The organism is Kocuria sp. CPCC 205235 (assembly GCF_040980905.1).
In the GTDB taxonomy this organism is placed as follows: Bacteria; Actinomycetota; Actinomycetes; order Actinomycetales; family Micrococcaceae; genus Kocuria; species Kocuria carniphila.
Window position 1 is genome coordinate 1 of sequence record NZ_JAVKPR010000015.1, and the last position, 24850, is coordinate 24850.

Annotated in this window: 27 protein-coding genes, 1 other RNA gene, 1 pseudogene and 1 riboswitch; of the genes and pseudogenes, 20 read left to right on the top strand and 9 right to left on the bottom strand. The window is 63.1% G+C overall.

What is annotated here, in order from left to right; all coding sequences use genetic code 11:
* Positions 1–114: 114 nt before the first annotated feature.
* The gene (gene gndA, locus RF638_RS10840; protein WP_368842017.1) at positions 115–1572 is read left to right on the top strand and encodes an NADP-dependent phosphogluconate dehydrogenase; all 1458 of its coding nucleotides are present in this window, start codon (positions 115–117) and stop codon (positions 1570–1572) included.
* Between the two features lie 92 nt (positions 1573–1664).
* On the opposite strand, the gene epsC is transcribed toward gndA, so the two are convergent.
* The 3 genes from epsC to msrA form a co-directional block, all read right to left on the bottom strand.
* Complete coding sequence (gene epsC / locus RF638_RS10845) at positions 1665–2249, bottom strand: serine O-acetyltransferase EpsC (protein WP_095798412.1); 585 nt, start codon at positions 2247–2249, stop codon at positions 1665–1667.
* Positions 2250–2483: 234 nt separating this feature from the next.
* Entirely contained in the window at positions 2484–3419 is a 936-nt protein-coding gene (cysK, locus tag RF638_RS10850; protein WP_095798413.1) for a cysteine synthase A, read from the bottom strand.
* Between the two features lie 86 nt (positions 3420–3505).
* Complete coding sequence (gene msrA, locus RF638_RS10855; protein WP_129701041.1) at positions 3506–4045, bottom strand: peptide-methionine (S)-S-oxide reductase MsrA; 540 nt, start codon at positions 4043–4045, stop codon at positions 3506–3508.
* Positions 4046–4115: 70 nt separating this feature from the next.
* Between msrA and RF638_RS10860 the strand changes: the two genes are divergently transcribed.
* The 4 genes from RF638_RS10860 (at position 4116) to RF638_RS10875 (ending at position 6994) form a co-directional block, all read left to right on the top strand.
* Positions 4116–5039: a Nif3-like dinuclear metal center hexameric protein gene (locus RF638_RS10860; protein WP_173674325.1), complete on the top strand. Its 924-nt coding sequence runs from the start codon at positions 4116–4118 to the stop codon at positions 5037–5039.
* A complete protein-coding gene (locus RF638_RS10865; protein ID WP_129701039.1) occupies positions 5036–5764 on the top strand; it encodes a zinc ribbon domain-containing protein in 729 nt (242 codons plus the stop codon). Before RF638_RS10860 ends, RF638_RS10865 begins: the two co-directional genes overlap by 4 nt.
* Before the next feature lie 59 nt (positions 5765–5823).
* Positions 5824–6198: RNase P RNA component class A (gene rnpB / locus RF638_RS10870), an RNA gene on the top strand.
* Between the two features lie 13 nt (positions 6199–6211).
* Entirely contained in the window at positions 6212–6994 is a 783-nt protein-coding gene (locus RF638_RS10875; RefSeq protein WP_129701037.1) for a YaaA family protein, read from the top strand.
* Between the two features lie 81 nt (positions 6995–7075).
* Here the strand turns inward: RF638_RS10875 and def are convergent, their stop codons facing one another.
* Entirely contained in the window at positions 7076–7645 is a 570-nt protein-coding gene (gene def, locus RF638_RS10880) for a peptide deformylase (protein WP_095798417.1), read from the bottom strand.
* Positions 7646–7851: 206 nt separating this feature from the next.
* On the opposite strand from def, the gene RF638_RS10885 reads away from it, so the two are divergent.
* The 10 genes from RF638_RS10885 to RF638_RS10930 all read left to right on the top strand — a co-directional run bounded on the left by RF638_RS10885 (position 7852) and on the right by RF638_RS10930 (position 16756).
* Positions 7852–8913: a glycosyltransferase gene (locus RF638_RS10885; protein WP_095798418.1), complete on the top strand. Its 1062-nt coding sequence runs from the start codon at positions 7852–7854 to the stop codon at positions 8911–8913.
* Complete coding sequence (locus tag RF638_RS10890; RefSeq protein ID WP_095798419.1) at positions 8910–9971, top strand: glycosyltransferase family 4 protein; 1062 nt, start codon at positions 8910–8912, stop codon at positions 9969–9971. Before RF638_RS10885 ends, RF638_RS10890 begins: the two co-directional genes overlap by 4 nt.
* A 140-nt stretch (positions 9972–10111) precedes the next feature.
* Positions 10112–10984, top strand: a complete 873-nt coding sequence (locus tag RF638_RS10895) for a glycosyltransferase (protein WP_368842018.1) — start codon at positions 10112–10114, stop codon at positions 10982–10984.
* Entirely contained in the window at positions 10969–11802 is an 834-nt protein-coding gene (locus tag RF638_RS10900) for a glycosyltransferase family 2 protein (RefSeq protein WP_095798421.1), read from the top strand. The genes RF638_RS10895 and RF638_RS10900 overlap by 16 nt, the downstream gene beginning before the upstream one ends.
* 34 nt (positions 11803–11836) lie before the next feature.
* On the top strand, positions 11837–12475 hold the full coding sequence (locus RF638_RS10905; RefSeq protein WP_095798422.1) for a DNA-binding response regulator: 639 nt from the start codon (positions 11837–11839) through the stop codon (positions 12473–12475).
* 52 nt (positions 12476–12527) lie between these two features.
* A complete protein-coding gene (locus tag RF638_RS10910; RefSeq protein WP_129701033.1) occupies positions 12528–13433 on the top strand; it encodes an SDR family oxidoreductase in 906 nt (301 codons plus the stop codon).
* 44 nt (positions 13434–13477) lie between these two features.
* Positions 13478–14563, top strand: a complete 1086-nt coding sequence (locus RF638_RS10915) for a sorbosone dehydrogenase family protein (protein WP_095798424.1) — start codon at positions 13478–13480, stop codon at positions 14561–14563.
* A gap of 2 nt (positions 14564–14565) precedes the next feature.
* Positions 14566–15834 carry an APC family permease gene (locus RF638_RS10920; RefSeq protein WP_368842019.1) on the top strand — a complete coding sequence of 423 codons (1269 nt, stop codon included), beginning with the start codon at positions 14566–14568 and terminating at the stop codon, positions 15832–15834.
* Between the two features lie 155 nt (positions 15835–15989).
* Positions 15990–16056: riboswitch (guanidine-III (ykkC-III) riboswitch) on the top strand.
* A gap of 12 nt (positions 16057–16068) precedes the next feature.
* A complete protein-coding gene (locus tag RF638_RS10925; RefSeq protein WP_095798426.1) occupies positions 16069–16383 on the top strand; it encodes a multidrug efflux SMR transporter in 315 nt (104 codons plus the stop codon).
* A 1-nt stretch (position 16384) separates the two neighbouring features.
* Complete coding sequence (locus RF638_RS10930; RefSeq protein ID WP_129701025.1) at positions 16385–16756, top strand: multidrug efflux SMR transporter; 372 nt, start codon at positions 16385–16387, stop codon at positions 16754–16756.
* 69 nt (positions 16757–16825) lie between these two features.
* Here RF638_RS10930 and RF638_RS10935 read toward each other — a convergent pair whose 3' ends face one another.
* Positions 16826–17764, bottom strand: coding sequence for an SDR family oxidoreductase (locus RF638_RS10935; protein ID WP_129701023.1), 939 nt, complete (start codon positions 17762–17764; stop codon positions 16826–16828).
* A gap of 103 nt (positions 17765–17867) precedes the next feature.
* Here RF638_RS10935 and RF638_RS10940 point away from each other — a divergent pair, with 103 nt between their 5' ends.
* On the top strand, positions 17868–19052 hold the full coding sequence (locus RF638_RS10940; protein ID WP_095798461.1) for a zinc-dependent alcohol dehydrogenase: 1185 nt from the start codon (positions 17868–17870) through the stop codon (positions 19050–19052).
* Positions 19053–19058: 6 nt separating this feature from the next.
* Here the strand turns inward: RF638_RS10940 and RF638_RS10945 are convergent, their stop codons facing one another.
* From RF638_RS10945 to RF638_RS10960, 4 genes are all read right to left on the bottom strand, one after another.
* Entirely contained in the window at positions 19059–19487 is a 429-nt protein-coding gene (locus tag RF638_RS10945; protein WP_095798429.1) for a VOC family protein, read from the bottom strand.
* 117 nt (positions 19488–19604) lie between these two features.
* Positions 19605–20393 carry a hypothetical protein gene (locus RF638_RS10950; RefSeq protein ID WP_368842021.1) on the bottom strand — a complete coding sequence of 263 codons (789 nt, stop codon included), beginning with the start codon at positions 20391–20393 and terminating at the stop codon, positions 19605–19607.
* A gap of 153 nt (positions 20394–20546) precedes the next feature.
* Positions 20547–20978: a DoxX family protein gene (locus tag RF638_RS10955; RefSeq protein ID WP_129701017.1), complete on the bottom strand. Its 432-nt coding sequence runs from the start codon at positions 20976–20978 to the stop codon at positions 20547–20549.
* A 55-nt stretch (positions 20979–21033) separates the two neighbouring features.
* On the bottom strand, positions 21034–21621 hold the full coding sequence (locus RF638_RS10960) for a hypothetical protein (protein WP_095798434.1): 588 nt from the start codon (positions 21619–21621) through the stop codon (positions 21034–21036).
* A gap of 112 nt (positions 21622–21733) precedes the next feature.
* Here RF638_RS10960 and RF638_RS10965 point away from each other — a divergent pair, with 112 nt between their 5' ends.
* From RF638_RS10965 to yidD, 4 genes and pseudogenes are all read left to right on the top strand, one after another.
* Positions 21734–22312 (top strand): TetR/AcrR family transcriptional regulator, encoded by a 579-nt coding sequence (locus RF638_RS10965; RefSeq protein WP_095798435.1) that lies wholly within the window; start codon positions 21734–21736, stop codon positions 22310–22312.
* Positions 22255–22962 carry a hypothetical protein gene (locus tag RF638_RS10970; protein WP_129701013.1) on the top strand — a complete coding sequence of 236 codons (708 nt, stop codon included), beginning with the start codon at positions 22255–22257 and terminating at the stop codon, positions 22960–22962. The genes RF638_RS10965 and RF638_RS10970 overlap by 58 nt, the downstream gene beginning before the upstream one ends.
* An 11-nt stretch (positions 22963–22973) precedes the next feature.
* Positions 22974–24302, top strand: a pseudogene (locus tag RF638_RS10975) (ABC1 kinase family protein); the annotation flags it as partial.
* A 72-nt stretch (positions 24303–24374) separates the two neighbouring features.
* Positions 24375–24680, top strand: coding sequence for a membrane protein insertion efficiency factor YidD (yidD, locus tag RF638_RS10980; protein WP_031272760.1), 306 nt, complete (start codon positions 24375–24377; stop codon positions 24678–24680).
* The last annotated feature ends 170 nt before the right edge of the window (positions 24681–24850 follow it).

Sequence of the window (24850 nt, forward strand, 5' to 3'; positions counted from 1 at the left end):
GTCAAAGCCCTAGAACGTTGCTATCGCAGGCAAGCAAGCCCCCGCCATACACATATTTTGGCCTATAACCCGCAATCCCTGCTCAGACCCCCGCACGGTGCGTAGGCTTGTGCCATGGCTGAAGATAAGAAAGCTCAGATTGGTGTCACCGGCCTCGCGGTGATGGGCGCGAACCTTGCCCGCAATTTTGCTCGCCACGGCTACACCGTGGCCCTCCACAACCGTTCCGTGGGTAAGACGGACGCTCTCATCAAGGAACATGGTTCCGAGGGCGATTTCATCCGTACGGAAACCATGCAGGAACTCGTGGATTCCCTGGAGCGACCCCGTCGCATCCTGGTGATGGTCAAGGCCGGCGAGCCCGTGGATTCCGTGATCGAACAGCTCACCCCGCTGCTCGACGAAGGCGACATCATCATTGATGGCGGCAACTCCTACTTCCAGGACACGCGCCGTCGTGAGCGTGAATGCGCGGAGAACGGCCTGCACTTCGTGGGGATTGGCGTCTCCGGCGGTGAAGAGGGTGCCCTGAACGGCCCGTCCATCATGCCCGGTGGTTCCGAGGAGTCCTACAAGACCCTGGGCCCCATGCTCGAGGTCATTTCCGCCAAGGCCAACGATGGCAAGCCGTGCTGCGCGTGGATCGACACGGACGGTGCCGGACACTTCGTCAAGATGGTCCACAACGGCATCGAGTACGCGGATATGCAGGTCATCGGCGAGGCCCACGAGTTGTTGCGTTCGGTGGCCGGCCTGGAACCCGCTGAGCAGGCGGTCGTGTTCGATGAATGGAACAAGACCGAGCTTTCCTCCTACCTCATCGAGATCACCGCTCACGTGCTGCGCCAGGTGGATTCCAAGACGGGCAAACCGTTCATCGACATCATTGCGGACGCCGCCGGCCAGAAAGGCACCGGTCGCTGGACCGTGCAAGAGGCTCTCGAGTTGGGCTCCCCGGTCACGGCCATTGCCGAGTCAGTGTTCGCCCGCGCGCTCTCATCCTCCGAGCCGGAGATGCGCCGCGAAGCTCAGGAAACCCTGCCCGCAGGAATCGGTGACACCACCGAGGACGTGGTCAAGGATCCCGAGTTCGTGGAAGACGTCCGCAAGGCGCTCTACGCATCCAAGCTGGTCTCCTACGCCCAGGGCCTGGACATGCTGACCATGGCCGGCCGCGAGTACGGCTGGGACCTGAACCTCGCGACCATCGCGAGTCTGTGGCGCGAAGGCTGCATCATTCGCGCCGAGTTGCTCAACGTGATCATGGAGGCCTACGCGGGGGACAAGGATCCGCTGAACCTGCTGTTCGCTCCCGAGTTCGTCGCAGCCATGGAAGACTGCCTGCCCGCATGGCGCCGCGTGGTCGCTCGCGCGGTCGAGCGCGGCATCCCGGCCCCGGTCTTCTCCTCGGCGCTGGCCTATTACGACGCGCTGCGCCGCCCGCGCCTCAACGCCGCCCTCACCCAGGGCCTGCGCGATTACTTCGGCGCGCACACCTACAAGCGCGTGGACGATCCCGAGAGCTCGTTCCACGTCCTGTGGAGCGGCGATCGTTCAGAGGTCGTCTCCTGATTCGTACGCAGTAGAACCAACGACGACGCCGCGGGCCACCTTTCGTACGAAAGGTGGCCCGCGGCGTCGGAATACCGGGAAAAACTAGTGCATCAGATCCACATTGCGGGATCGATGTAGCTGGAAGGGTCCACCAGGGGCTCCTGCTTCTCGGGAGTCCGCTGGCGAATCTTGCCCGGGATGCCCGTGACGATCGAATCCTCGGGAACGTCCTTGACGACCACGGCGTTCGCTCCCACGGCCGAATCCGCGCCCACGACCAGGGGGCCGAGAATCTTGGCACCCGCGCCGATGGTCACGCGGTCGCCAATGGTGGGGTGGCGCTTGACCGGTTCCAGGGAGCGGCCACCCAGGGTGACACCGTGGTAAATCATGACGTCTTCACCGATCTCGGCGGTCTCACCGATCACCACACCCATGCCGTGGTCGATGAAGAAGCGCCGTCCGATCGTGGCACCCGGGTGGATCTCCACACCCGTAGCCCACCGGGCTGCCTGGGACACCGTGCGAGCCAGCAGACGCTTATTGGGGTCCTGCCACAGCATGTGTGAGAGCCGGTGCGCCCAGATGGCGTGCAGCCCCGAATAGTTCAGCGCGACCTCCACATTGGAACGCGCCGCGGGATCGTGGCTGCGGGCAGTTTCGAGATCTTCCTTGAGTCTGCGCCAAAAGCTCACGTGTCCGTACCTCTTCTGCTCCGCCCCGTGTCAGGGCCCAATGATCTCGTGATGTAGCTGACGCCGGGGCGTCCTTCGTGCCAACGCTACAGAACCTTCATGCTATTCCCGCCCGACCCTGGGCACGAGTTTGCACAGGTCATGACGGGGAGGATGCGAAAACACACGCGCGGCAGCGACCTTGTGGGCCGCCCGCCGCGCGTGTGTTTTCAAATCATGCGAAGTGGGGTCGAATCAGCCGCGGATGTCTTCGTAGAGGATGGTGGAGATGTAGCGCTCACCGAAGTCGCACACGACCGCCACGATCAACTTGTCGCGGTTCTCTTCCTTTGCGGCTTCCTCAAGGGCGGCCCACACGATGGCTCCGGACGAGATGCCGCCCAGGATGCCTTCTCGGGAACCCAGATCACGAGCGGTGGACACGGAGTCTTCCACGGTGACGTCGTAGACGTCGTCGTAGATGTCGCGGTCGAGGATGTCGGGAATGAAGTTTGCGCCGAGACCCTGGATCTTGTGGGGACCGGCCTTGCCCTCGGTCAGTAGCGGGGAATCGGCGGGCTCAACCGCTACCAGACGGATGTCAGGCTTCTGCTCGCGCAAGTATTTACCTGCTCCGGAAATGGTCCCGCCGGTTCCGATGCCAGCCACGAACACGTCCACCTGGCCTGAGGTGTCTTCCCAGATTTCCGGGCCGGTGGTGCCGTAGTGGACATCCACGTTCGCGGGATTGGCGAACTGACGGGCCAGCACAGCGTTGTCCGAGGCATCGACAATCTCCTGGGCCTTGTCCACAGCACCGCGCATACCTTCGGCACCCGGGGTCAGCACGATCTCCGCACCGTAAGCGCGCAGCATGACGCGACGCTCGGTGGACATGGTCTCGGGCATGGTCAGGATGACCTTGTAACCGCGGGCCGCGCCCACCATGGCCAGGGCGATACCGGTGTTACCGGAAGTGCCTTCCACCACGGTGCCGCCGGGCTTGAGTTCACCGGAGGCCTCGGCGGCGTCGATGATGGCCTTACCGATCCGGTCCTTGACCGAGTTGGCGGGGTTGTAGAACTCGAGCTTGACGGCAACGTTGCCGGGAAGGTCCTTGTCCAGCTGGTTCAAGCGGACCAGGGGAGTGCCGCCGACGATCTCGGTGACGTTGTCATAAATCTTGCCCATGGATGTTCTCTCCTGTCGTGGATTCGTGCTCGGAGGTGTGTCAGCACAGAACTGATTTTCAGCCTAGCGCCGGTGTTGGGTGGATCTCAGTGAGTTAGCCATACAGCGTAATCTTTGCGGACCTTGGCCAGCTTGGGGTTGATGATCACCTGGCAGTAGCCGTTGAACGGCTGGTTGCCGTAGAAGTCCTGGTGGAAATCCTCGGCCTCCCACAGCTTCTGCGGTTCCTCGATGGTCGTGACGATCGGGTCCTGGAACAGCGGCTGTGCCTTGTTGATGGCCTGTTCGAACAGTGTGCGCTGCTGCTCGTTGGCGGGGAACATTGCGGAGCGGTACTGCGTGCCCACGTCGTAACCTTGCCGATTCAACGTGGTCGGATCGTGACCGGTGAAGAACAGGTCCAGGATCACGTCAGCCGGAACGATCATGGGGTCGAAGGTGACCACCACGGCTTCAGCGTGACCTGTGGTGCCGGAGCACACGGATTCGTAATCGGGGTGTTCGGTCTGGCCTCCGGTGTACACACTGCGGACATCCAGCACACCGCGAACACGGCGGTAGACGGCATCCAGGCACCAGAAGCAACCGCCGGCGAGCACAAAGGTTTCGGTTGAGGAAGAACTCATAGTCCATATAACGCGCAAACCGCCGCACAATTCCCGCGCCGGAAGTTGCCGTCGCTCCTAGGATGGTTCCATGACGTCTGAGGCTCAATCGCAGGACCGTACGATTCCCACGCTTGCCCAGGTGGTGGCCGCTGCGGATTCACTGTGGCCGTTCCGGCTCCAGGAGGACTGGGACGCGTCCGGCTTGGTCACGGGCCGTCCTGATCAGCCCGTGCGACGCATCCACTTTGCGGTGGATCCGGTCGCCGCGGTGGCCGAAGAGGCCATCGCCCTCGACGCCGATCTGCTGATCACCCATCACCCCCTGCTCATCCGCGGGGTCACCTCCGTTGCGGCCGAGGGTTTCAAGGGCAAGGTCATCCACGACCTGATCGAGAACCGCTGTGCACTCCTGGCCTGCCACACCAACGCGGATTCCGCCCGTCGAGGCGTATCAGACGCCTTGATCGCTGCGGCGGGGGTCAATCCCGACGACGCCGCACCGCTCGTCCCGGACGCCACGGACCCGAACGCGGGGCTGGGTCGAGTGGGCACCCTGACTCGTAGCGTCACGCTACGAGAATTGGCCCAACGCCTGGCGACGAACATCCCCGGTACTGCCCAGGGGCTGCGCATCGCCGGTGATCCGGACCGAATGGTCACCACCATCGCAGTGTGTGGTGGCTCCGGCGACTCGCTCTTCCACACGGTGCGATCCTCCGGTGCGGACGTGTACGTCACCGCCGACCTGCGTCATCACCCCGCATCCGAGGCTCGCGAACAGGCCCTGGGACCGGGGGAGAAGGGCACACCGGCACTGATCGACGCCGCCCACTCCGCGAGCGAGGCTCTGTGGCTTCCGTGGGGAGCCGAAGACCTGCAGCGAGCGCTCGCCGCCCAGGGGCTTGACGTAGAGGTGTACGTCAGCGACCTGCGCACCGACCCGTGGGATTTCCGCGTAGCCTCACCCGACTCCGATTCAACGCCGAATCTCACTTCAGGAGAGACCTCATGACCGAGCAACATCCTGCCTTGACCGCGCTCTTGGGCCTGCAAACGGTGGACTCCGAACTGCACGGAATCATGGTCAAAGCAAAGTCCCTGCAAGAATCCGAGCATGTGAAAGCGCTATTGGCACGCCGCACCCAGGCTATTGAGGCGGCCAAGCAATTGGACGCCCGAGGCAAGGAGGCTGCGAGCGGCGTCGACACCGCGGAGGCCAAGGTGCGGGAGATCCAGGTCAAGATCGACCGGGACACCGAGCGACTGAATCACGGTGGCACCGCCAAGGACCTGATGGGGATTCAGCACGAGATCGACACGCTCACCAAGCAGCGCGGCGAGGCCGAGAACGCCCAGTACCAAGCAATGGAGCACGCAGAGGCCGTCGCTGCGGACCGGGAACAGAAACTGCCCCTGCTGCGGGCCGCGGATGCGCAGGCCAAGGAGGCCGTCGCGCAGCGGGACCAAGACCTCGCCGCGTTGAAGGAACGCCACCAGGAGCTCACCGCGCAACGACCCGGACGGGTGAGCGCGGTGGGCGATGACGCCCTGGTCAAGCGATATGACTCGCTGCGCAACGCGCGGGGCGGTGGTCGAATCGCCGTCGCGCGCTTCGAACGTGACACCTGCGGAGCGTGTGGTACGCACATGAGCCCGGGGGATGCAGAAACCATCGCCCATACTCCGGCGGGCAGCATTCCCACCTGTATTGAGTGTTCCGCGCTGTTGGTCCGGTGAGGCCGTTCGATCCGGCGTGAATCGGGGGACGCGCACGGCGCGGTAGGATCGACGCTGGACAGGCGGGCCGGGTGACCGCGCGGCGCATCGAAAGGCGCGTCTCGAGGAAAGTCCGGGCTCCGCAGAGCTGGATGGTGGGTAACGCCCACTCGGGGAAACCCGCAGGACAGTGCCACAGAAAATAGACCGCCCGCCTCGAGCGGGTCAGGGTGAAAAGGTGGTGTAAGAGACCACCAGCGTGCCGGGTGACCGGTGCGGCTTGGTAAACCCCATCCGGAGCAAGGCCATGCAGGGTGCGTTCGAGGGCTGCTCGCCCGAGCGCCCGGGTAGGCTGCTTGAGCCGTGCGGCAACGCACGGCCTAGATGGATGGTCACCACCGCGGCTCGGGTAACCGGCCGCGGCACAGAACCCGGCTCATAGGCCCGCCTGTCCCCTAGACTTCTGGGGTGCTGATTCTGCTACCCCCATCCGAGTCCAAGACCGCTCCCGTCAGCGGCGATCCCGTGTCATTGGACACACTGAGCTTTCCCGAACTGACAAAAGACCGCGACCACTTGGCAACCACGCTGGCTCGCGTCAGCGGGCAGAAGAACGCGCTGTCCGTCCTGGGCGTGGGGGAGTCCTTGGCTACCGACGTCGCTCGCAACCGTGAGCTTCCCACCGCACCAACCGCGCCGGCACTGTCCGTGTACTCCGGGGTGCTTTATGACGCCCTCGACGCTGATTCTCTCTCCGCGGCCGCACACGAGGTTGCGGAACGGTCGCTGATGGTGATTTCCGCCTTGTGGGGTGCGGTACGGCCGAGCGATCACATTCCCGCGTACCGCCTGTCGATGGGCACGGATCTGCCCCGGCACGGGAAACTCAATACGTGGTGGAAACCGCGGCTGTCCCCGGTGTTGGATCGAGTGGCAACCGATCAGGTCATTGTGGATTGCCGGTCTGCCGCCTACGCCGCGGCGTGGAAGGCGCCCGCGGCGGAGACCATTGCGGTGCGCGTCGAACAGCTCAACGAGGCGGGCAAACGCTCCGTGGTCTCCCACAACGCGAAGTACACACGGGGTCTGGTGGCCCGGTTCCTGTGTGAGTACGAGGCCGAGCACGGCGCGTTCGAAACCGTGCATGCCGTTCGGGATGCCCTGAGTAAGCGCTGGAGGGTCGAACTGACCGAGCCCACCGCGCGCAAGGCCGGAACGCTCACCGTGGTACTGGATCCCCCGACCGTGTAACGGCCATGGGCCGCGCAATCCAGGACTGCGTTGACCCGGGACCCGATGAACGGGTGCCCGATTCGAGTCAGTTCCCTGTGATCAGTGACCGAACGGGTCCTCGTCCTCACCGGGTAGCCAGGTGGAATCGGTGGACCAAGCTTCGTTCTTGATGGCCTTCTTGGCTTTTTTGCCCCATCTGGTGTTGAGACGGTCCACGTAGAGCTTGCCGTCCAGGTGGTCGTACTCGTGTTGCATCACGCGAGCGAACCAGCCGTTGGCCTCGAATCCGACGGGGTCGCCGTTCTCGTCCTGGCCCGCAATGCGAACCCAGTCCGCGCGCTTCAAGGGCCATGAATAACCGGGCACGGACAGACAACCCTCGGCTTCTTCATCCGGGTCCGGGGCGAGCTCGGAGATCTTTCCCGTGGTGAGCACCGGGTTCACGAGCACGCCGCGAGGTGCCACGCCGTCCTCGTTGTCGAAGACGTAGGTGAAGATGCGTAGCCCCACGCCGATCTGGGGAGCAGCAAGGCCTACTCCGTGAGCCGCGTCCATGGTCTCGTACATGTCCGCTATCAGCTCGCGCAGTTCGTCATTGAACTCGGTGACCTTCGCCGCTGGGCGGTGAAGCACCGGATTCCCGGTCATGACGATGGGGCGAATGGCCATACTGATGTTCCTCACGCGGTGCAATCGGGGGCGGGTGATCCGCACGTCAATATATCGCGAGACCGGGCATGTCACGGGATGCTCCTTCGTCCGGCTAACATTAAGCCCGCTGAATATCTCCCCCACAGGGGTGTGGTGTCGTGCGCGCTCTACGGGCTGAACTGGCCGGTGGGCCAAATTGTCTGAACCTAAGGAGGAACGTCCGAGTGAGGGTTGCGTCAGCACCGCACGGACACGTGTACATCCAACACCTGGCCGACCCCGACACCTCGGACGGCGTCTATCGACTTCCCGACCCCACACCGGAGCGCTCCGTTCCCGGTGCGCCCTGGTGGCCCCTGGTCATGTTGGACGTGGAATGGATCAACGAACACGCCCACCAGTTCGATGTCTTTCATTTGCATTTCGGCTTTGATGCCGTGGCCCCAGCGGAGCTCGAACGCATTGTGTCCGCGTTGCACGCCCACGCCAAGCCGTTCGTCTACACGGTCCATGATCTGCGCAATCCTCACCAGGTGGATCCCGCAATTCAGGATGCGGCCCTCGACGTCCTGATTCCCCAAGCGGACCAGCTCATCACCCTCACCCGGGGTGCGGCGGACGAGATCGAGCGGCGCTGGGGTCGAACGGCCACGGTGATCCCGCATCCGCACATCGTGCCCCTCGACCTGCTGGATCGACCGCGGCCCGAACACCGCTGCGTGACCGTGGGTTTGCACCTCAAAAGCATGCGCACCAACATGAATCCGATGCCGGTGCTTCGAACCCTGTTGGACGAGATTCGCGACCGGGACATGAACCTGCTCATTGACGTTCACACGGATGTGGTGCGCTCCGAGGGGACCCACTACAACGCCGAGGTCGCGCAGCTCTTACGGACCGTGCAGGAACGTGAAGATGTCCGAGTACACGTTCACGACTTCTACACCGATGACGATCTGTGGGACTACATTGCCGGACTGGATCTATCCGTATTGGCGTATCGGTTCGGGACTCATTCGGGCTGGCTCGAAGCTTGCTACGACCTGGGTACCCGCGTGCTGGCACCGTCGGTGGGGTTCTACCACCAGCAGCATCCGGGTGTCTTGAGCTTCGACTGGACTGACGAAGGTCAGCCGGAGGCGGGTCAGATAGCCGCGGCATTGGACGAGGTCGAGAAACTGGGGCCGTGGCGGGCAACCCGCGAGGAACGCATGGCGCAGCGACGAGAGATCGCTCGCGCACACGACGAGATTTATCGAACAGCAGTGGCGGGGAGACCTTCATGAAAATTGCTTTGCTCGCACACGACCGATTCCCGATCGCAGCCCCCTTTGCCGGTGGGCTGGAATCTTTCACGTGGTACCTGGCCAAGGGACTGCGCGAACGAGGGATCGACGTGGTGGTCTTTGCCGCGCCCGGCAGCGATCCGGCCCTGGAAGCCGAAGAATTGGCCGTGGAACCGGTCTCGCTCAGTGAACAGGCTCGCAACGACGTGTCGATGCCACCCGAGGGGCAAGTGCGGGAGACCATTTCCTACCTGCAGGTGATGACCGCACTGGCACAGCGCGATGACATTGACGTGGTCCACAACAACTCGCTCCACTACCTGCCCATCGCCATGGCCCAATCACTCAGGCAGCCCTTCCTCACGACACTCCACACGCCCAACACCCCGTGGATGGAACCGGCCCTGCGGTTGAGCCCGGGTGTCACGACTGCCGCCGTGAGTTCATCGATCGCCCACATGTGGCGCGATGTCACCGCCGCGCGCGTGATTCCCAACGGTGTGGACCTGGATCATTGGTCCCTGGGACCGGGCGGGGATTCGCTGGTCTGGTCCGGGCGTATCGTTCCGGAGAAGGCCCCCCACCTTGCCGCGATGATCGCCCGGGAAGCCGGATGGAAACTGCGCATCGCGGGACCACTCTCCAACCAGGAGTACTACGAATCACAGTTGAAGCCGCTGCTGTCGGAGGACATCACCTACGCGGGGCACCTGGAACCGGATGAACTACATCACCTGGTCTCCCACAGTGCGGCGTGCTTGGTGACTCCGCAGTGGGAAGAACCCTACGGGCTGGTCGCCGCGGAAAGCATGGCATGCGGTACTCCGGTGCTGGCGATTGCTCGCGGTGGCCTCGCTGAAGTGGTGCAGGCACCGGGTGGTCGGTCCGTGCTCCCCGAGGCCACCGAGGAGCAGACCGTCACCGCGGCCGCCCGCGCCCTCGACGGCGTGGTGGCCATGGATCGCGCCACGGTACGCGAGCACGCTCGCGCTCGGTGTTCCTTGGACGCCACCGTTGATCAGTACGTGGACCTGTACCGGGAGCTGGTTGCCCGATGATCGGGTACTACATTCACCATCAGGGACTGGGCCACCGGACTCGCGCGACGGGAATCGCTCGTCAACTTGAGGTCCCCGTAATCGGATTCAGTTCCTTGACGGCCCCGGAGAATTGGCCCGGTCAATGGTGCACCCTGCCCATGGACGTTCCCCGTAGGCCGGTGGATCCCACGGCGAACGGCGTCTTGCACTGGGCGCCGTTGGACCACGCCGGTTACCGCGAACGTATGCGATTGATGGCCGAGTACCTCGGGTCCGAGCTCTCGGTCATGGTCACGGACACCTCCGCCGAGGTGACACTCCTCGCCCGGCTTTTCGGCGTTCGCACGGTGGTCATGGCCATGCGCGGCAATCGTACGGACCGTACGCACCGTGACGCCTACGACGCCGCGTCCATGATCGTGGCCCCGTGGACGGCGGAGTCGGCCGAGGACTATTGGCCGCGCGAGTGGACCGAGAAAACCGTGTTCGCGGGCGCTATCTCGCGGTTCGATCACCTCGCGGTCACGCCGGTAGCAACCACTGACGACGTCGCCCGGTCCGATTCCCGGCGCAAGGTCCTGGTGGTCTGGGGCGGCGGCGGCACCGACGTCACCGATAGCGACATCGACCGGGCGCGGCTGGCCACGCCGGACTGGGACTGGACCGTGCGCAGCCCTGCCAACCCGTCACCGGACCTGTGGGCCAACCTGCAAGCGGCAGATGTGGTGGTCAGCCACGCCGGGAACAACGCCGTGGCAGAGCTCTCCGCGGCGGCCCGGCCCGCAGTGGTCATCGCACAGCCGCGGCCCTTCGACGAACAGCACGCAACCGCTCGCGCGCTCGAGAAGGCCGGGGTGTGCACCGCGCTGGATCACTGGCCGGAGCCGGATGAGTGGCACAGCCTCCTGGAGAACGCGCGGGAACGCGGAGGTTCCGGCTGGGCACGCTGGCGCTATGACTGCGGAGCGCGCCGCGCGGCCCAGGCTATTGAACGACTCGACGATGTGGCGTTGACGTGCGAACCGCGCTGATCACGATCGTCCGCGGTCGCCACGAGCACCTCCGACGACAGTTGAGATGGGTGTCACGGTTGGCGCCCCAGCCGGAGTTCCACGTGGTGGTGAGCATGGGCGATCCCAAGATCTCTGGCCTGGTGGCCGAGAACAAGAACGGCCGCGGCGTCGTCGTCGCGATGGAGCCCACCGAAGAACTTCACCTCGCGGTGGCGCGGAACGCGGGCGTGGCCAAGGCAGCGGAACTCGGTGCGGACGCCGTAGTGCTGCTGGACGTGGATTGTTTACCGGATCGCGACCTGATCGGCGACTACGCGGGCGCGTTGGCAGAGACCGGGACACGCACCGCCGTGATCAGCGGCCGGGTCAAGTACCTACCTGAAGGCATGACCGAGGCCGACTACACCGCCAGCGGCGTAGCGGAATTGGGCCGGGACCACCCGGCGCGGCGGATCCCACCAGGCGACTCCTTGGAACCTGCCGATCCCCGAATGCTGTGGTCGCTCAATATCGCCTCCACGGTCGAGAGCTGGAACCGGATCGGCGGGTTCGATGAGGCCTATGTGGGGTACGGGGGAGAGGACACGGACTTCGGCCAGCGCTTGGCCGCGGCCGGAGGGACCATGTGGTGGAGTGGCCGGGCCTGCGCCTACCACCAGTACCACCCCACGGTGACTCCGCCGGTCCAGCACGCGGCGTCCATTGCCCGCAACGCCAACATCTTCCGCGAGAAGTGGGGATTCGACCCTATGGAGGGCTGGCTGAATGACATGCTCGACACGGGGCACCTAACGCATGAAGCCGGTCATTGGCGGGCTGCGGATCAACCGCGATAGCACTTAAGGAGCACTTGCCACTAAGGTCGTTCACGTGGAAGATCAGTCTGCTGCAATTACCCTCGCGCTCGTGAACGACTACCCGGTGGTCATTCAGGGTGTGGCGCGAATGCTCCAAAACCATGACCGACTCGTGGTGAACGAGTTGGACTCCGGCGAAATCCCAGGTCACGCTGTGGACCTCGTGCTGTTCGATGCGTTCGCCGCTCGTGACCGCGGCGAGTACGACGTGTCACGGTTGCTTGAGGACGTGCAGAACCGGAAATTGGTCATCTACACCTGGAACGTAGCCGAGGATCAGGTGCACAAAGCTCTGGCCCTGGGGGTCCACGGGTATTTGTCGAAAGAACTTACGGCCGATCAGTTGGCAGAAGCGCTGGTCAGAATCCACGAAGGCGAACGCGTGGTCATGCCGGAACCGACGAACGAAGACATCGAGATCGCCGACTGGCCGGGACGACACGCCGGACTGTCACCCCGCGAAGCAGAGGTCGTAGCTCTGATCACACAGGGTGCCACCAACGATGAAATCGCCCGCACGTGTTATTTGAGCATCAACTCCGTCAAGTCCTACATCCGGTCCGCGTATCGCAAGATGGGCGTCGAGCGGCGCAGCCAAGCGGTGCTCTGGGGCGTGCAGAACGGCATGCAGCCCAAGGTCGCGCGTTCCTGATTTCACCCTTGAGGTGGTGGAAGCACTCAGATTGACCGGGCAGAATAGTCATATGACTGATCAATTTGCTGCAGACAAAGCCGCCCGTGAACTCGCCGGAGAAGAAGGCGGATTCCCAACGCAGGAACAAGCCCCTCCCGGTCTGACCACCGATATGACCCCGCTGCCCGACCACGGTGAAGAAAGCTGGGTCGGCCGCGGTCGGCTCGAAGGTATGAAGGCGCTGATCACCGGAGGCGATTCCGGTATCGGTCGCGCCGTCGCCATTGCCTACGCGCGAGAGGGCGCGGATGTTGCCATCAACTACCTCGCCGAGGAACAGTCCGACGCCGAGGACACCAAGCAGTGGATCGAGAAGGCTGGCCGCAAGGCCGTGTTGTTGCCCGCAGATCTGCGTGATGAGCAGGCAGCGCGCGGTGTCGTTGACGATGCAGCATCCCAGCTGGGTGGCCTGGACATCGTAGTCAACAACGCCGGTTTCCAGTGGGCTCGCCGCGACGGTGGTCTGCAGGGTCTGAAGACCGAAGAAATGGACCGTGTGTTCAAGACCAACCTGTACGCCCTGTTCTGGGTGTCTCAGCAGGCGTTGAAGTACCTGAAGGACGGCTCGAGCATCATCAACGTGAGCTCCATCCAGGCCTACGATCCCTCGGAGAACCTGATCGACTACGCCTCGACCAAGGCCGCGATCAACAACTTCACTGTCAACCTGGCCAACGAGATCGGTGAAAAGGGTATCCGCGTCAACGCCGTGGCACCGGGCCCCATTTGGACTCCGCTCCAGCCCGCGACCAAGGCCGGCGAGTCGATGCCCGCTTTCGGCGGAGACACCGCTCTGGGGCGTGCGGGTCAGCCGTCCGAACTGGCCGGCGCGTTCGTGTTCCTGGCCAGCCCGGCTGAGGCCTCCTACGTGTCCGGCACCGTGATCGGTGTCACCGGAGGCAAGCCGGTCTTCTAAACTGACCGGACACGTTCTCAGCTCCCTGACCAAGGACTGAACTGATGATCAAGAAGCCGGTGGTATCCCTTCTCGTGGCTGCGCTCGTTCTGAGCGGCTGCGGCCCACTCACGGGAGGGGAGCCACCGGCTTCTCCCATGCCCCATGATGGAACGGATGACACGGGGTACCGCCCGCTCGGCGACGCGAACACCGTCGTCAACGACCTGGAAGCGCCGTGGTCCGTGACGTTCCTCGAGGACGCCCCGCTGATCAGCGAACGGGACAGCGGCCGCATTCTGGAAATCTTGCCGGACGGCGGAAGCCGGACCGTGGGGGAACAGCCTGAAGTAATGGCCGGGGGAGAATGCGGACTCTTGGGGCTGACGGCCGGCCCCAACGGTGACCTGTATTCCTACGCCACCACGGGCAACGGCAACAGAGTGACTCGGTGGACGGTCACGGGCGAGCGAGGGTCGCTGATTCTCGGCGAGAGTGAGGTCATCCTGGACGAACTCCCGTCGGCGGGCGTCCGCAACGGCGGGCGCATCAAGTTCGGACCGGACGACATGCTATACGTCGCGGTCGGGGACGCAGGGGAGCGCGGCGAAGCCCAGGACCCGAACTCGATGGCCGGCAAGATCCTGCGCCTGATGCCGGACGGTACCGTTCCCGACGACAACCCCCACGAAAGTTCGCCCGTGTACAGCCTGGGTCACCGCAACGTGCAGGGCATCGACTGGGCAGAGGACGGCACCATGTTCGCCAGCGAGTTCGGAGCGAACACGTGGGACGAACTGAATGTGATCGAGCCCGGCGCCAACTATGGGTGGCCAGAGGTAGAAGGCATCGCGGAGCGGGACGAGTTCGTGGACCCCGTGCAGCAATGGGAGACCAGCGAGGCGAGCCCGAGCGGTATGTCACGGGTGGGGGACACGCTGTACATCGCCAACCTGCGCGGACGGGTGCTGCGCGCCGTGCCCGTTAACTCCCCGGACACCTCGACCGACTACTTTCAGGACGCGTACGGCCGCCTGCGCGATGCCGTGCCCGGACCGAACGGCGCCTTGTGGCTGCTGACCAACAACACGGATGGGCGCGGTCAACCGCAGGACGGTGATGACCGACTCCTAGAAGTGGACCTGCCCTGACTATGACCAACTCCGGCGCCCTGCAACGACGACTCGGTCTGGGCGACGCGGTCGCTATCGGTCTGGGATCAATGATCGGCGCCGGCGTGTTCGCCGCCTTTGCGCCGGCTGCCGCGGCGGCCGGTTCGGGACTGCTCATCGGCCTGGCCCTTGCGGCAGTAGTTGCCTACTGCAACGCGACCTCCTCCGCGCAACTCGCCGCGCAGTATCCAACGTCCGGCGGCACCTACGTCTACGGGCGCGAGCAACTCGGGTCGTGGGCCGGCTTCATGGCCGGTTGGTGTTTCGTGATCGGCAAGACCGCCAGCTGCGCGGCCATGGCGCTCACCTTCGCCGCGTACGCGGCGCCGGCAGGGTGGGAACGGCCCGTGGCGGCGCTCGCGGTGGCCGCATTGGTTGCGGTCAACTACTTCGGGGTCACGCGCACCGCGGGACTCACCAAGATCATCGTCTCGATCGTGCTCGTGGTCCTGGCTCTCGTGGTGGTCGCCGGATTGGTTTCCGGCGAGGCGGATGCATCCCGACTGACCGGCGACGGCGCCCCCTCCGGGTTCTACGGCATCCTGCAGTCCGCGGGGCTGCTGTTCTTCGCATTCGCCGGTTACGCGCGCATCGCCACCATGGGCGAAGAAGTCCGCGACCCGTCCCGCACCATTCCCCGTGCGATCCTCGTTGCCCTGTTCGGCGCGCTCGCGGTCTACGCGGTCATCGCGTTGGTCGCCCTCTCGACCCTGGGCGCCTCACACCTCGCAACCACGACGACGCCGCTCGCGGACGTCGCCGCGGCCAGCGGCTGGGAGTGGACGAGCGTCGTCGTCCGCATTGGTGCGGCGGCCGCGGCCCTGGGGGCGTTGCTGGCGTTGATCGCCGGAATTGGGCGCACGAGTCTGGCCATGGCCCGCAACCGTGACCTACCGGCGTGGCTGTCCGCGGTGCACCCCGTGCATAGCGTTCCGTACCGTGCGGAACTGGTTCTGGGTGCGGTGGTGATCGTCTTGGTGCTGACGATGGACCTGCGCGGGGCGATTGGTTTCTCGTCCTTCGGGGTGTTGCTGTATTACTTCGTGGCCAACGTCTCCGCCTACACCCAGGGTCGTGAGGCGCGGATGTATCCCACGATCGTGCAGATCATCGGCGCGCTGTTGTGTCTGGTGTTGGTGGCGACCTTGCCGATCGCATCCATCATCGGAGGAGTCATTCTGGTCGCCGCTGGGATCTTGTACCGGGTGGTGTTGGTGCGCCGTCGTGGATCGGAACAGAACGGGTCGTGACCACCCGCTTGAGGAGGGAACACCGCGCTTCGCGGAAGGTGACCGGAGCGGCGTCGAAAGCTGCTGTGCCGCTCGTACTCTTGCGGCGGCCGACGGAGAGGTACGTCATGCCCAATCTGGGTAGAAAACCGTAGGAGCATTTGCTAATTTTTGGATTGGAGCCCGGCAGCAGGGCTCGCGGACGAGGGAGCAGTACCCGCACCACGACAAGACTGACTCAGAAAGACGCATGTCATGGCGTGGATCATTCTTGTTCTGTCCGGAATGCTCGAAGCGGTCTGGGCGGCCGCTCTTGGAGCATCGCACGGATTCAAACGTAAAATCCCGACCCTCATTTTTGCCGTCAGCATGGCCCTCAGCATGGCCGGTCTCGCGTGGGCGATGACGTCTCTGCCGACCGGTACGGCTTACGCAGTCTGGGTAGGAATTGGCGCAACTCTCACCGTGATCTGGGGCTTCGTGAAGGGCTATGAAAGTCCAACGACCGCACGGGTGCTACTGCTCGTGCTGTTGGTCAGCTCCGTGATCGGCCTGAAGGTGGTGAGCTGACATGCCATGGATCGTGCTTCTGATCAGCGCCGTCTTTGAAGCCGTGTGGGCCACCGCGCTCGGTGAATCCAACGGCCTGAGTGAGCTCGCACCCAGCATCGTGTTCTTCGCAGCACTCGCCGTGAGCATGGCGGGACTCGGCTGGGCTGCCAAACACATTCCCATCGGAACCGCGTATGCCGTGTGGACCGGCATCGGCGCCGCGTTGACGGTGGTCTACGCGATGGCGACCGGCACCGAGAGCGTTTCGCTCGGGAAGATCATCTTCATTTCCGGCATTATCGCCGCGGTGGTCGGTCTCAAGCTCGTGCCGAGCAAGCCCGGTAAGGCAGCGACCCCCGCACCGGGTACGGCCTCGTCGACCACTCACTGACCAACAAAAGAACCCGGTGTCACGCAGACTAGGCGTGACACCGGGTTCTTTGCTGACCTCGCGCGGGCCTTATCCGCGTTCGTTGTTCTTGCGAGCCGCCTTGGAACCCAAGGTGGTGAGTACTTTCACGACCTTCGAGTTAAGGCCCGACGCCGCCTCGCGGCCTTCCCGGAGATCCGACTGTTCCGGACGTGCTCCCGGAAGCAGCCGGTTGGCAATGCCCATTGCTCGCGTGGTCAGCCCCGGTGCGAGACCGTGGACCCGATGCGCGACCTTGGGCAGCCAGCCGACCAGAACTGTGGGTTTGCCGGCCAGTACGCCGTCAACGATGATTCGGGCTGCACGTTCCGCGTTCATGGACAGCACTGGCAAAGACGCAGCGGGGCCGAACCACGCGTACTCCTTCTCCGACTGACCCGTGAAAAAGGCCCGTTCATGGGACCCGGTGCGCATGAGGCCGGGTGCGATCGTGGTGGCCGTTACCCCGGAACCAGCCAACGCCACGGCGAGGCCTTCGCTGAATCCCACGGCACCGAACTTGGCGGTCGCGTAGGGGAGCAGATGAGGCGGGGACACCAGCCCGCCGACGGAGGCCACGGTTCCGATCCGTCCGGAGCGCCTACCCCTCATGCTCGGTAGCACTGCCAGAGCGCAGTGAATCGGGCCGTACGTCATGGTGTCGATGGCGTCCCGGAAATGTTCGAGGGTGACGGCTTCGAGCGGGCCGGTCTGGATGATCCCGGCCACGGTGATGAGAACGTCAATGGGGCCCAGATCTCGTTCGACGTCGTGCACCAGGCCTTGGACCGCCTCGGTATCGCGAACGTCGCAGACGTAGTCCTTGACTGTGCCGTGTTCGGACAGCTGGTCACGAGCGCGAGCGAGCTCGGCGTCGTCTCTCGCTGCGATGGCCACGGCAAAACCACGGTCCAGGAGTTCGCGGCTGACGAGCAGACCGAGTCCTCGCGATCCGCCGGGCACGAGTGCAGTCTTCAGTGTGCTTACCATTGGGCCAGTCTATGGGAGCCGACCGATCATGTAAGGACTTCGCTCACAGGGAACTTTCGCTGAGGTGTTGCAAAGGCGACTGATGATCAGTTAACTGGCCGTCATGCGTGCACTTACTTGGCAAGGCCTCGGCGACGTCCGAGTCGAATCCGTTCCCGACCCCGTCATCCAGCACCCCAAGGATGCAATCGTCCGGGTCACCTCCACTGCGATCTGCGGTTCGGACCTGCATCTCTACGGAGTGCTGGGCCCGTATCTCTCGCCCGGCGATGTACTTGGTCACGAGTTCATGGGCATCGTGGAAGAAGTAGGGGAGCAGGTCACGAACCTCAAACCGGGGGACCGCGTGGTGGTCCCCTTCACCATTGGGTGCGGCGAATGCTGGATGTGCGACCGTGGGCTTTACGCACAGTGCGAGACCACTCAGGTGAAGTCCAAGAACAAGGGCGCCATGCTGTTCGGCTTCTCGTCCCTCTACGGCTCCGTACCCGGTGGCCAGGCAGAAATGGTGCGTGTTCCCCACGCAGACTTCGGGCCGGTCAAGCTTCCCGAGACGTACTCCGATGAGCGGTTCCTCTACCTCAGCGACATCCTGCCCACCGCGTGGCAGGGCGTGAAGTGGGCCAATGTGGGCCCCGGTGACACCTTGGCCGTCATTGGTCTGGGGCCTGTGGGCCAGATGGCCGTTCGTTCCGCCAAGCACATGGGCGTGGATCGGATCATTGGCGTGGATCTCGTGGACGAGCGCCTCGAACTGGCCCAGTCATGGGGCGTTGAAACCGTGGACCGGCGTACAGTCAAGGACATTGCCGCAACACTTCAAGAAATGACGGACGGCAGGGGGCCGGACGGCGTCGTCGATGCCGTGGGCATGGAAGCGCACGGTAACCCCATCTCCGAAAAAATCATCGCCGGGGCTGCAAGACTCCCCAAGCCACTGGGTCGTGCGGCAATCGAGAATGTTGGCATCGACCGGCTCGAGGTGTTGCACACCGCGATCAATGCGGTGCGGCGCGGCGGTACCGTGTCGCTGTCGGGCGTGTACGGGGGCATGGCTGATCCCATGCCTCTGATGACCATGTTCGACAAGGGCATCACCATGCGCATGGGGCAATGTCACGTGAAGCAGTGGACCGATGACCTATTAGCCATTGCCTCCGAACCCGACGACACTTTGGGCCTGGATCACTTCGCAACTCACAGGGTGTCCCTGGAGGATGCTCCCGAGGCCTACAAGATGTTCCAGGAGAAGAGCGACGGGTGCATCAAGGTGGTGCTCAAGCCGTAACCGGGATCAGTTCCGCTGGGCTGTCGGTGCGGGCTGGATGTTGAACATCCAGTCCGTGCCGAAGCGGTCCACCACCATGCCGAAGGCCCCGCCCCACGGTGCGTCGACCAGCGGCTGTGTCACAGTCCCGTCCGAGGATAGGCCGTCCCAAAAACTGCGGAGGGCTGCCTCATCGGTTCCGGTGAGCGCCAGCGAGACATTGGACTCGGTGTGTGCCGGTTCTGCATCCTCGAAACCGTCCGAGGCCATCAGGGTGAGGTGGTCCGTGTCGAGCTGCGCGTGCATGATCCTTTCGGCGTCCGGACCGAGCAGGTCAGACTGCATCTCACCCATTGTGGTCATCGTCAGCTGCCCGCCGAAGACACCGTGGTAGAACTCCATGGCCTCCTTGGCTTTGCCGTGGAAACGGAGATACGGGTTGAGCTTGAAAGACATGGGAACTCCTGACTGCTGGAGGTAGCTACGGGGATCGGCGATGCTCGCGGCCCCCACCGCCATGTGTGCCCTGAGTCTAACCGGCACAATTTCAGCCGCGCAGAATGCATTTCAGAATCAGCAGGGTCCGTAGAACTGGATGTTCCTCAACTGAATGAATTGCACGCCGTAGTAGGAGCCGCGCTGTCCATAAGTGACCGTGGTGGGGAACTTCGTGAAAGAGAAGTTATCGGTGACCTTCGTGGATGCAGACACCTGGTTATTACCGGTCACGTAAAAAGTCGTGCCGCTCGTCGCGTTCAAGCCGGTGTTCGTGCCCCCGGTCCGCGTGGCGGAACTGGAGAACGTCACCTGGTCCCAGTACTGCCGCCAGTTCGCGGGTGTGACACCGGTGGCTTGAGAGCTGATATCGACCACGGTCATTGAACCTCCGCCAATACTCTCACTGGGAATGGTCTGGCCGGTCCTCTGGTCGGTGATGGTGAAGTTGACGGTTTGAGAGGAACTCGTCCTCGTGGCCGAGCAAGTGTTTGCTCCCGTTGCGTACTGTGCCAGCATGAGGCCGTTTTGCTGGAAACTAGAGTTGATCGTGCTGTAGGAACCGAAACTTGACGACGCACCTCGAGCGAACATGTCGTTGGTCATGTTGACGGGCGTGCCTGTGGTGCCATTCATGGTGCTTGAAGCCGTAAAGGTGAGGACACGACCTGTCCTCTGATTTCTGGCTACGTAAGTTTGCGTGCCCGACGTCGTGTTCACAGAGGACATGTCAACCGTGTACAAACAATCGGGCGGAGACGCCGCGAACGCCGGGGCCGCACTCGCGGCAATGATAGTGGGCGTGGCCCACGCGACACCCTTGGCAATCGATCTGCGTGAGATCTGCGGTTCAGTCTGCGTGTTCATGCTCTCCCTCATGTAAGCGCTTTAGGGGACAAATGTCCCCAACTACATATTCAACACGCTAGAAGCGGGATTTGGCCACTCCCAAGACGCCAGTGACCACATGGCCTGGGTGGCCGCGTTTATACCGTTCGAGTGAGCACGAGCGACGTCGGTTCAGGCGACGATCAGACAGGCAACCACGAAGACCATTTGGACAAGAACTCGTAAGGACAGCTTCATGCTGGATAGACCCGTGTTGTTCTGAGCGGCCCGAATGTTGGCCGGGAACATCGCCACGAAGAGCAGAGCCAGACAGATGGCCGCGACAGTTCGAGTCACGGGTACATGGAGTCCGATGGCGCCAAGTATCTCCAGGACGCCGGTAAACGTTACCCACACTCTCGGGCGCCCCAGTGCCCACGGAACCATCTCGATCAGAGCATTCCGGCGAGGCTGAAAAAAGTGCGCGCTCGCGGTGAAAAGCAGCATGACGGATAGCCCGACAGCCAGGGCGTTAGGCCATGCGAAGAGGTATTCCACGTCGAAGAGAATGCCGAACTGACGCGCGCCGATAGTTGTGAGGACGAGCACGATTAATGGGAACAACGGACTTGTTCCTTTCTCGGCGAGACGCGCGAGTGCGAGTCTCGAGGCGCCGTCGTCAGCTGGATAGCAGACCTGCCATACGGAGCAGAGCGGGGAGAAACACCAGGATGCTCCCGAGCATCAGGGGCGCGCCGAGAATGCCCAGCACGACCGCGAAAGTCCTCAGGCTGGTTCGTCGTTTGTAGGAGACGGCGAGAATCCCGAATCCGGTGCCTGCCGCACTGAATGCGAGCACATAGCCCACTGAGCCGAGAGTGAGCTTGGACGGGTCTCCCATTATTCCGACAAGCATGGTGATGATTTGAACGAGGCTGCCCACAACGTAAATACCGATGGTGGCGAAGGCCGCCCAGAGCGTCATGCCGACAAGCGTGGCCGTGCGGGCTGAACGGGGCTGCCGTATGGCGAGTAGTGCAACGGCGATGCCCAGAACTTTGACGGCCACGACGTACCAGTTCACAACGGACAGGGCGGCGGCGTCGGCTGCATGGGGGCCTTGGGCGAAGTAGTCACTGGATTCGAACCAAATGTTGATGACTGCGAACGCTGCGCACCAGAGGGCGATGAGAATACCAATGACTTTAATGAACGGTGTTGCGGGTGGTGCCAAGGGCTTGAGAGCGGCTATCGAGACAGGTCCCATGACGGGTCCTTCCGCAAGGCAGTAATGAGTGAGCGTAAGAGCCGCTTACTGGAATGAATAATCTAGAGCATAGATTCTAGATGTTTGGTTCGTCAAGGGGTACGCTTGCGCCATGGCCTTGGCAAAATTCACTACTGACGGCATTTTGGACGCCGCTGCGGAGGAAGTTCGCAATCACGGGTCAGCAGTGCGAATCGCCAGCATCGCCGCCAGAGTGGGCGCGCCGACCGGGTCGATCTATCACCGCTTCGGTTCCCGAGAAGAGTTGTTGGTCCATTTGTGGCTCCGAAGTGTGCGCCGCTTTCACGAGGTATATCTGGCGGCCGGGCGCAGCGAGGACCCGGAGAAGGCCCTCCTGGGAATGGCTGAGAGCGTGGTGACTTTCACTCGCGATCATCCGCAGGATGCGGCATCGATGGCGCTGTTCCGGCAAAAACGGTTGGTTGAGAACACCCCGGACTCTTGCAGGGAGGCGGTTGCTCACATCAACGACGAGATCCATGAACGATTGAGTGAACTCGCTCAGCTTCGATACGGACGAGTCACGGAAAAACGCAGGCAACTCGTCAGGATCGCCGCCGCAGACGGGCCCTATGGTTTCGTGCGTCCTTACTTGTGGGACACCGTTCCCGAATGGCTACCCGCCGTGGTCGTTGCCAGTTCTACCGCGGTATTGGCACTCGGGGACTGAGCCTGATGGCCGCCGTGATCGTCCTTTTGGCAACCATCTTCAATACGGTGGTGATCACGGTCATCGCCCGGAGATTGCTGGGAGTTGCGGTGGGATGGCCTCGAACCCTGTTCCTCTCAGCGATAGCCACCCTCGCGGCTTTCTCACCTTTGGGGCAAATCCTGGAATGGATCGGCATCCAAACCGTGGAGAACGGCGTGACCCACCCGCTCGCCGCGACCATGGTGGCCTTACTCTACGGGGCCTGGGTGTTGGTGTTCCTGATCAGCATCCTGGCAGTTGCCGAGGCAGTGTTCCCAACCGGGTCGGTAGCAGGGCCCGTTGAATTGATCCGGGGGTTGCCCGGTTGGTTACGCCGTGTTCGGCGGTATCTGAGCATCCTCAGCATTGCGGCTCGCCACGGCTTGATCCGTTTCCTTTCACGCTCTGCTCCGGCCGTGGCGGGAGGCTCGAGGACCCGGCGTGACACCGCCACCTCACTGAGGGAGGCACTGACCGAGGGTGGCGTGACCTTCATCAAGCTCGGTCAGTCGTTGGCGTCCAGACCGGACCTGCTGCCTCGGCGGTATATCGAAGAACTTTCGCGCTTGCACAGCCAGGTCCCCCAGAACCATGGCCGGCGGTTCACCGCACTCTCCGCGAGGAGTTAGGCAGAGAACCGGGCGAGGTATTCGCAGACGTCGATCCGCTGCCCCTGGCGGCGGCCTCCGTGGGACAAGTGCACACCGCAACTCTTGTGAGCGGGGAACCGGTGGTCGTCAAGATTCAACGGACGGGAGCCCATGGCCTGGTTCGCAGTGACCTGGACATCATCAACCATCTGGCCGCACTGACTGAGCGCCGCGCCGCGTGGGCACGCAGGTTGGGAACAAAAGACCTGGCCGCTGGTTTCCACCGCTCCCTCGACGAAGAACTTGACTACCGAGTCGAACTCCACAATCTGACGACGCTGCGCGGGAGTGACATGGTGGTCATTCCCAGGGCTTTTCCGGACCAGTCAACCCATCGCGTCCTGACCATGGAACAACTCCATGGCGTTCCCCTCACGAGTGCGGCACAGGAGATCGCCGACCTGAGCCCCGAAATCAGAGTCGAGTTGGCGGAGTCGCTCGTCGACGTGGTGATGCAACAGATTTTCGTGGATGGCATCTTTCACGCGGACCTCCATGGCGGCAACGTCCTGCTCTTGACAGATGGGCGTCTCGGGCTCCTCGATTTCGGGTCTGTGGGCCGCATGGACCGAGGACTGCGGACTGCTTTGGTGTCGCTACTGCTGTCCATCAACCGGCAGGACGGCGCCGCGGCGGCAAAACGACTCACAGCGCTGCTGGAAGCACCCGAAGACATGAACATGGCATTGTTGAAACGCCAGATGGCCGACCTGGTCATGAGAGTCGGGGGTATCCCCGTTGATGAATTGCTGGGGCAACTTTTCACCATCGCTCTCGACCATCGACTGCGTGTTCCACCGCCGCTTGCCGCGGCGTTTCGTGCGATCAGTTCGTTGGAAGGCACTCTGCGGCTCCTCAGCCCCTCTATCGATGTGGTCGGCTTGGTACGTGATCGTGCTGGAATTGTGGTGCGCGCTGGATTCAATCGGGAGAATCTGGTCGAACAAGCACACGAGCAACTCGTCACCGTGGCCAGCTTGGCGCAAGGGTTGCCCGAACACGTACGGTCCATCATTGATCGTGTCGATCGACCGAACCTCGGGGTGCGGATGAGCCTGGTTTCGGACACGCACGGCGAGCGGTTTCTCAGTGGGCTGGTCCAGCAACTCGTGCTGGCCGTACTCACGGCGACATTCGCAGCATGTGGCACGGCTCTGGTGCTCAGCGACATGGGGCCATTGTTAGCACCGCGGCTACAACTCGTGACCTATGCGGGTCTCGTCCTGCTCCTCTTCGCTTTCACGCTCGGCAGCAGACTCATCGCGTTGGCATTCCGCGGTCGCTACGAAACGGCAGAGGCACTGATCCATGACCGCTAACACACCGGGCGTCCGTGGTTCAGGGGAGCCGTGATCTCCCAAGAACTCGAGCGTGAGGGCTAGGGTTGCACCATGACGACACTAAGTTTGGTTACTTCCGCTCCTCGCAAGGGCGTTGACCTCGCTATCCGCGGGTACCAGCGGTATCTGTCTCCGCGTAAGGGATTCAGCTGCGCCTACCTCGTGGCTCGAGGCCAAGACTCCTGCTCAGGGGTGATCCGAAACATCATTGCCGAGCGCGGGGTGATGCGCGGTGTTGTCCCGACCATGATCCAGTTCGCCGCGTGCTATCAAGCCGCGATGATGCTCGGGAGGGAGCGCCCCCGAGTAAACGGCGTCTGCTGCTGCGGAGGCATCCCCATTCCGATCCGGTTCTAAATACGTAGCGCCGTAGACAACAATCCGGCCGCGATCCTGGACTATGGGCGTATTGGATTCAAGGCCACTGGACAGCGTGATCCCGTCCGCGACAATCAATACGAGATCCGGATGACCAAATCGCTGTGAAGAAAAGATGGTCGAAAAATCTTCTGAGGAGGATGTCGAAA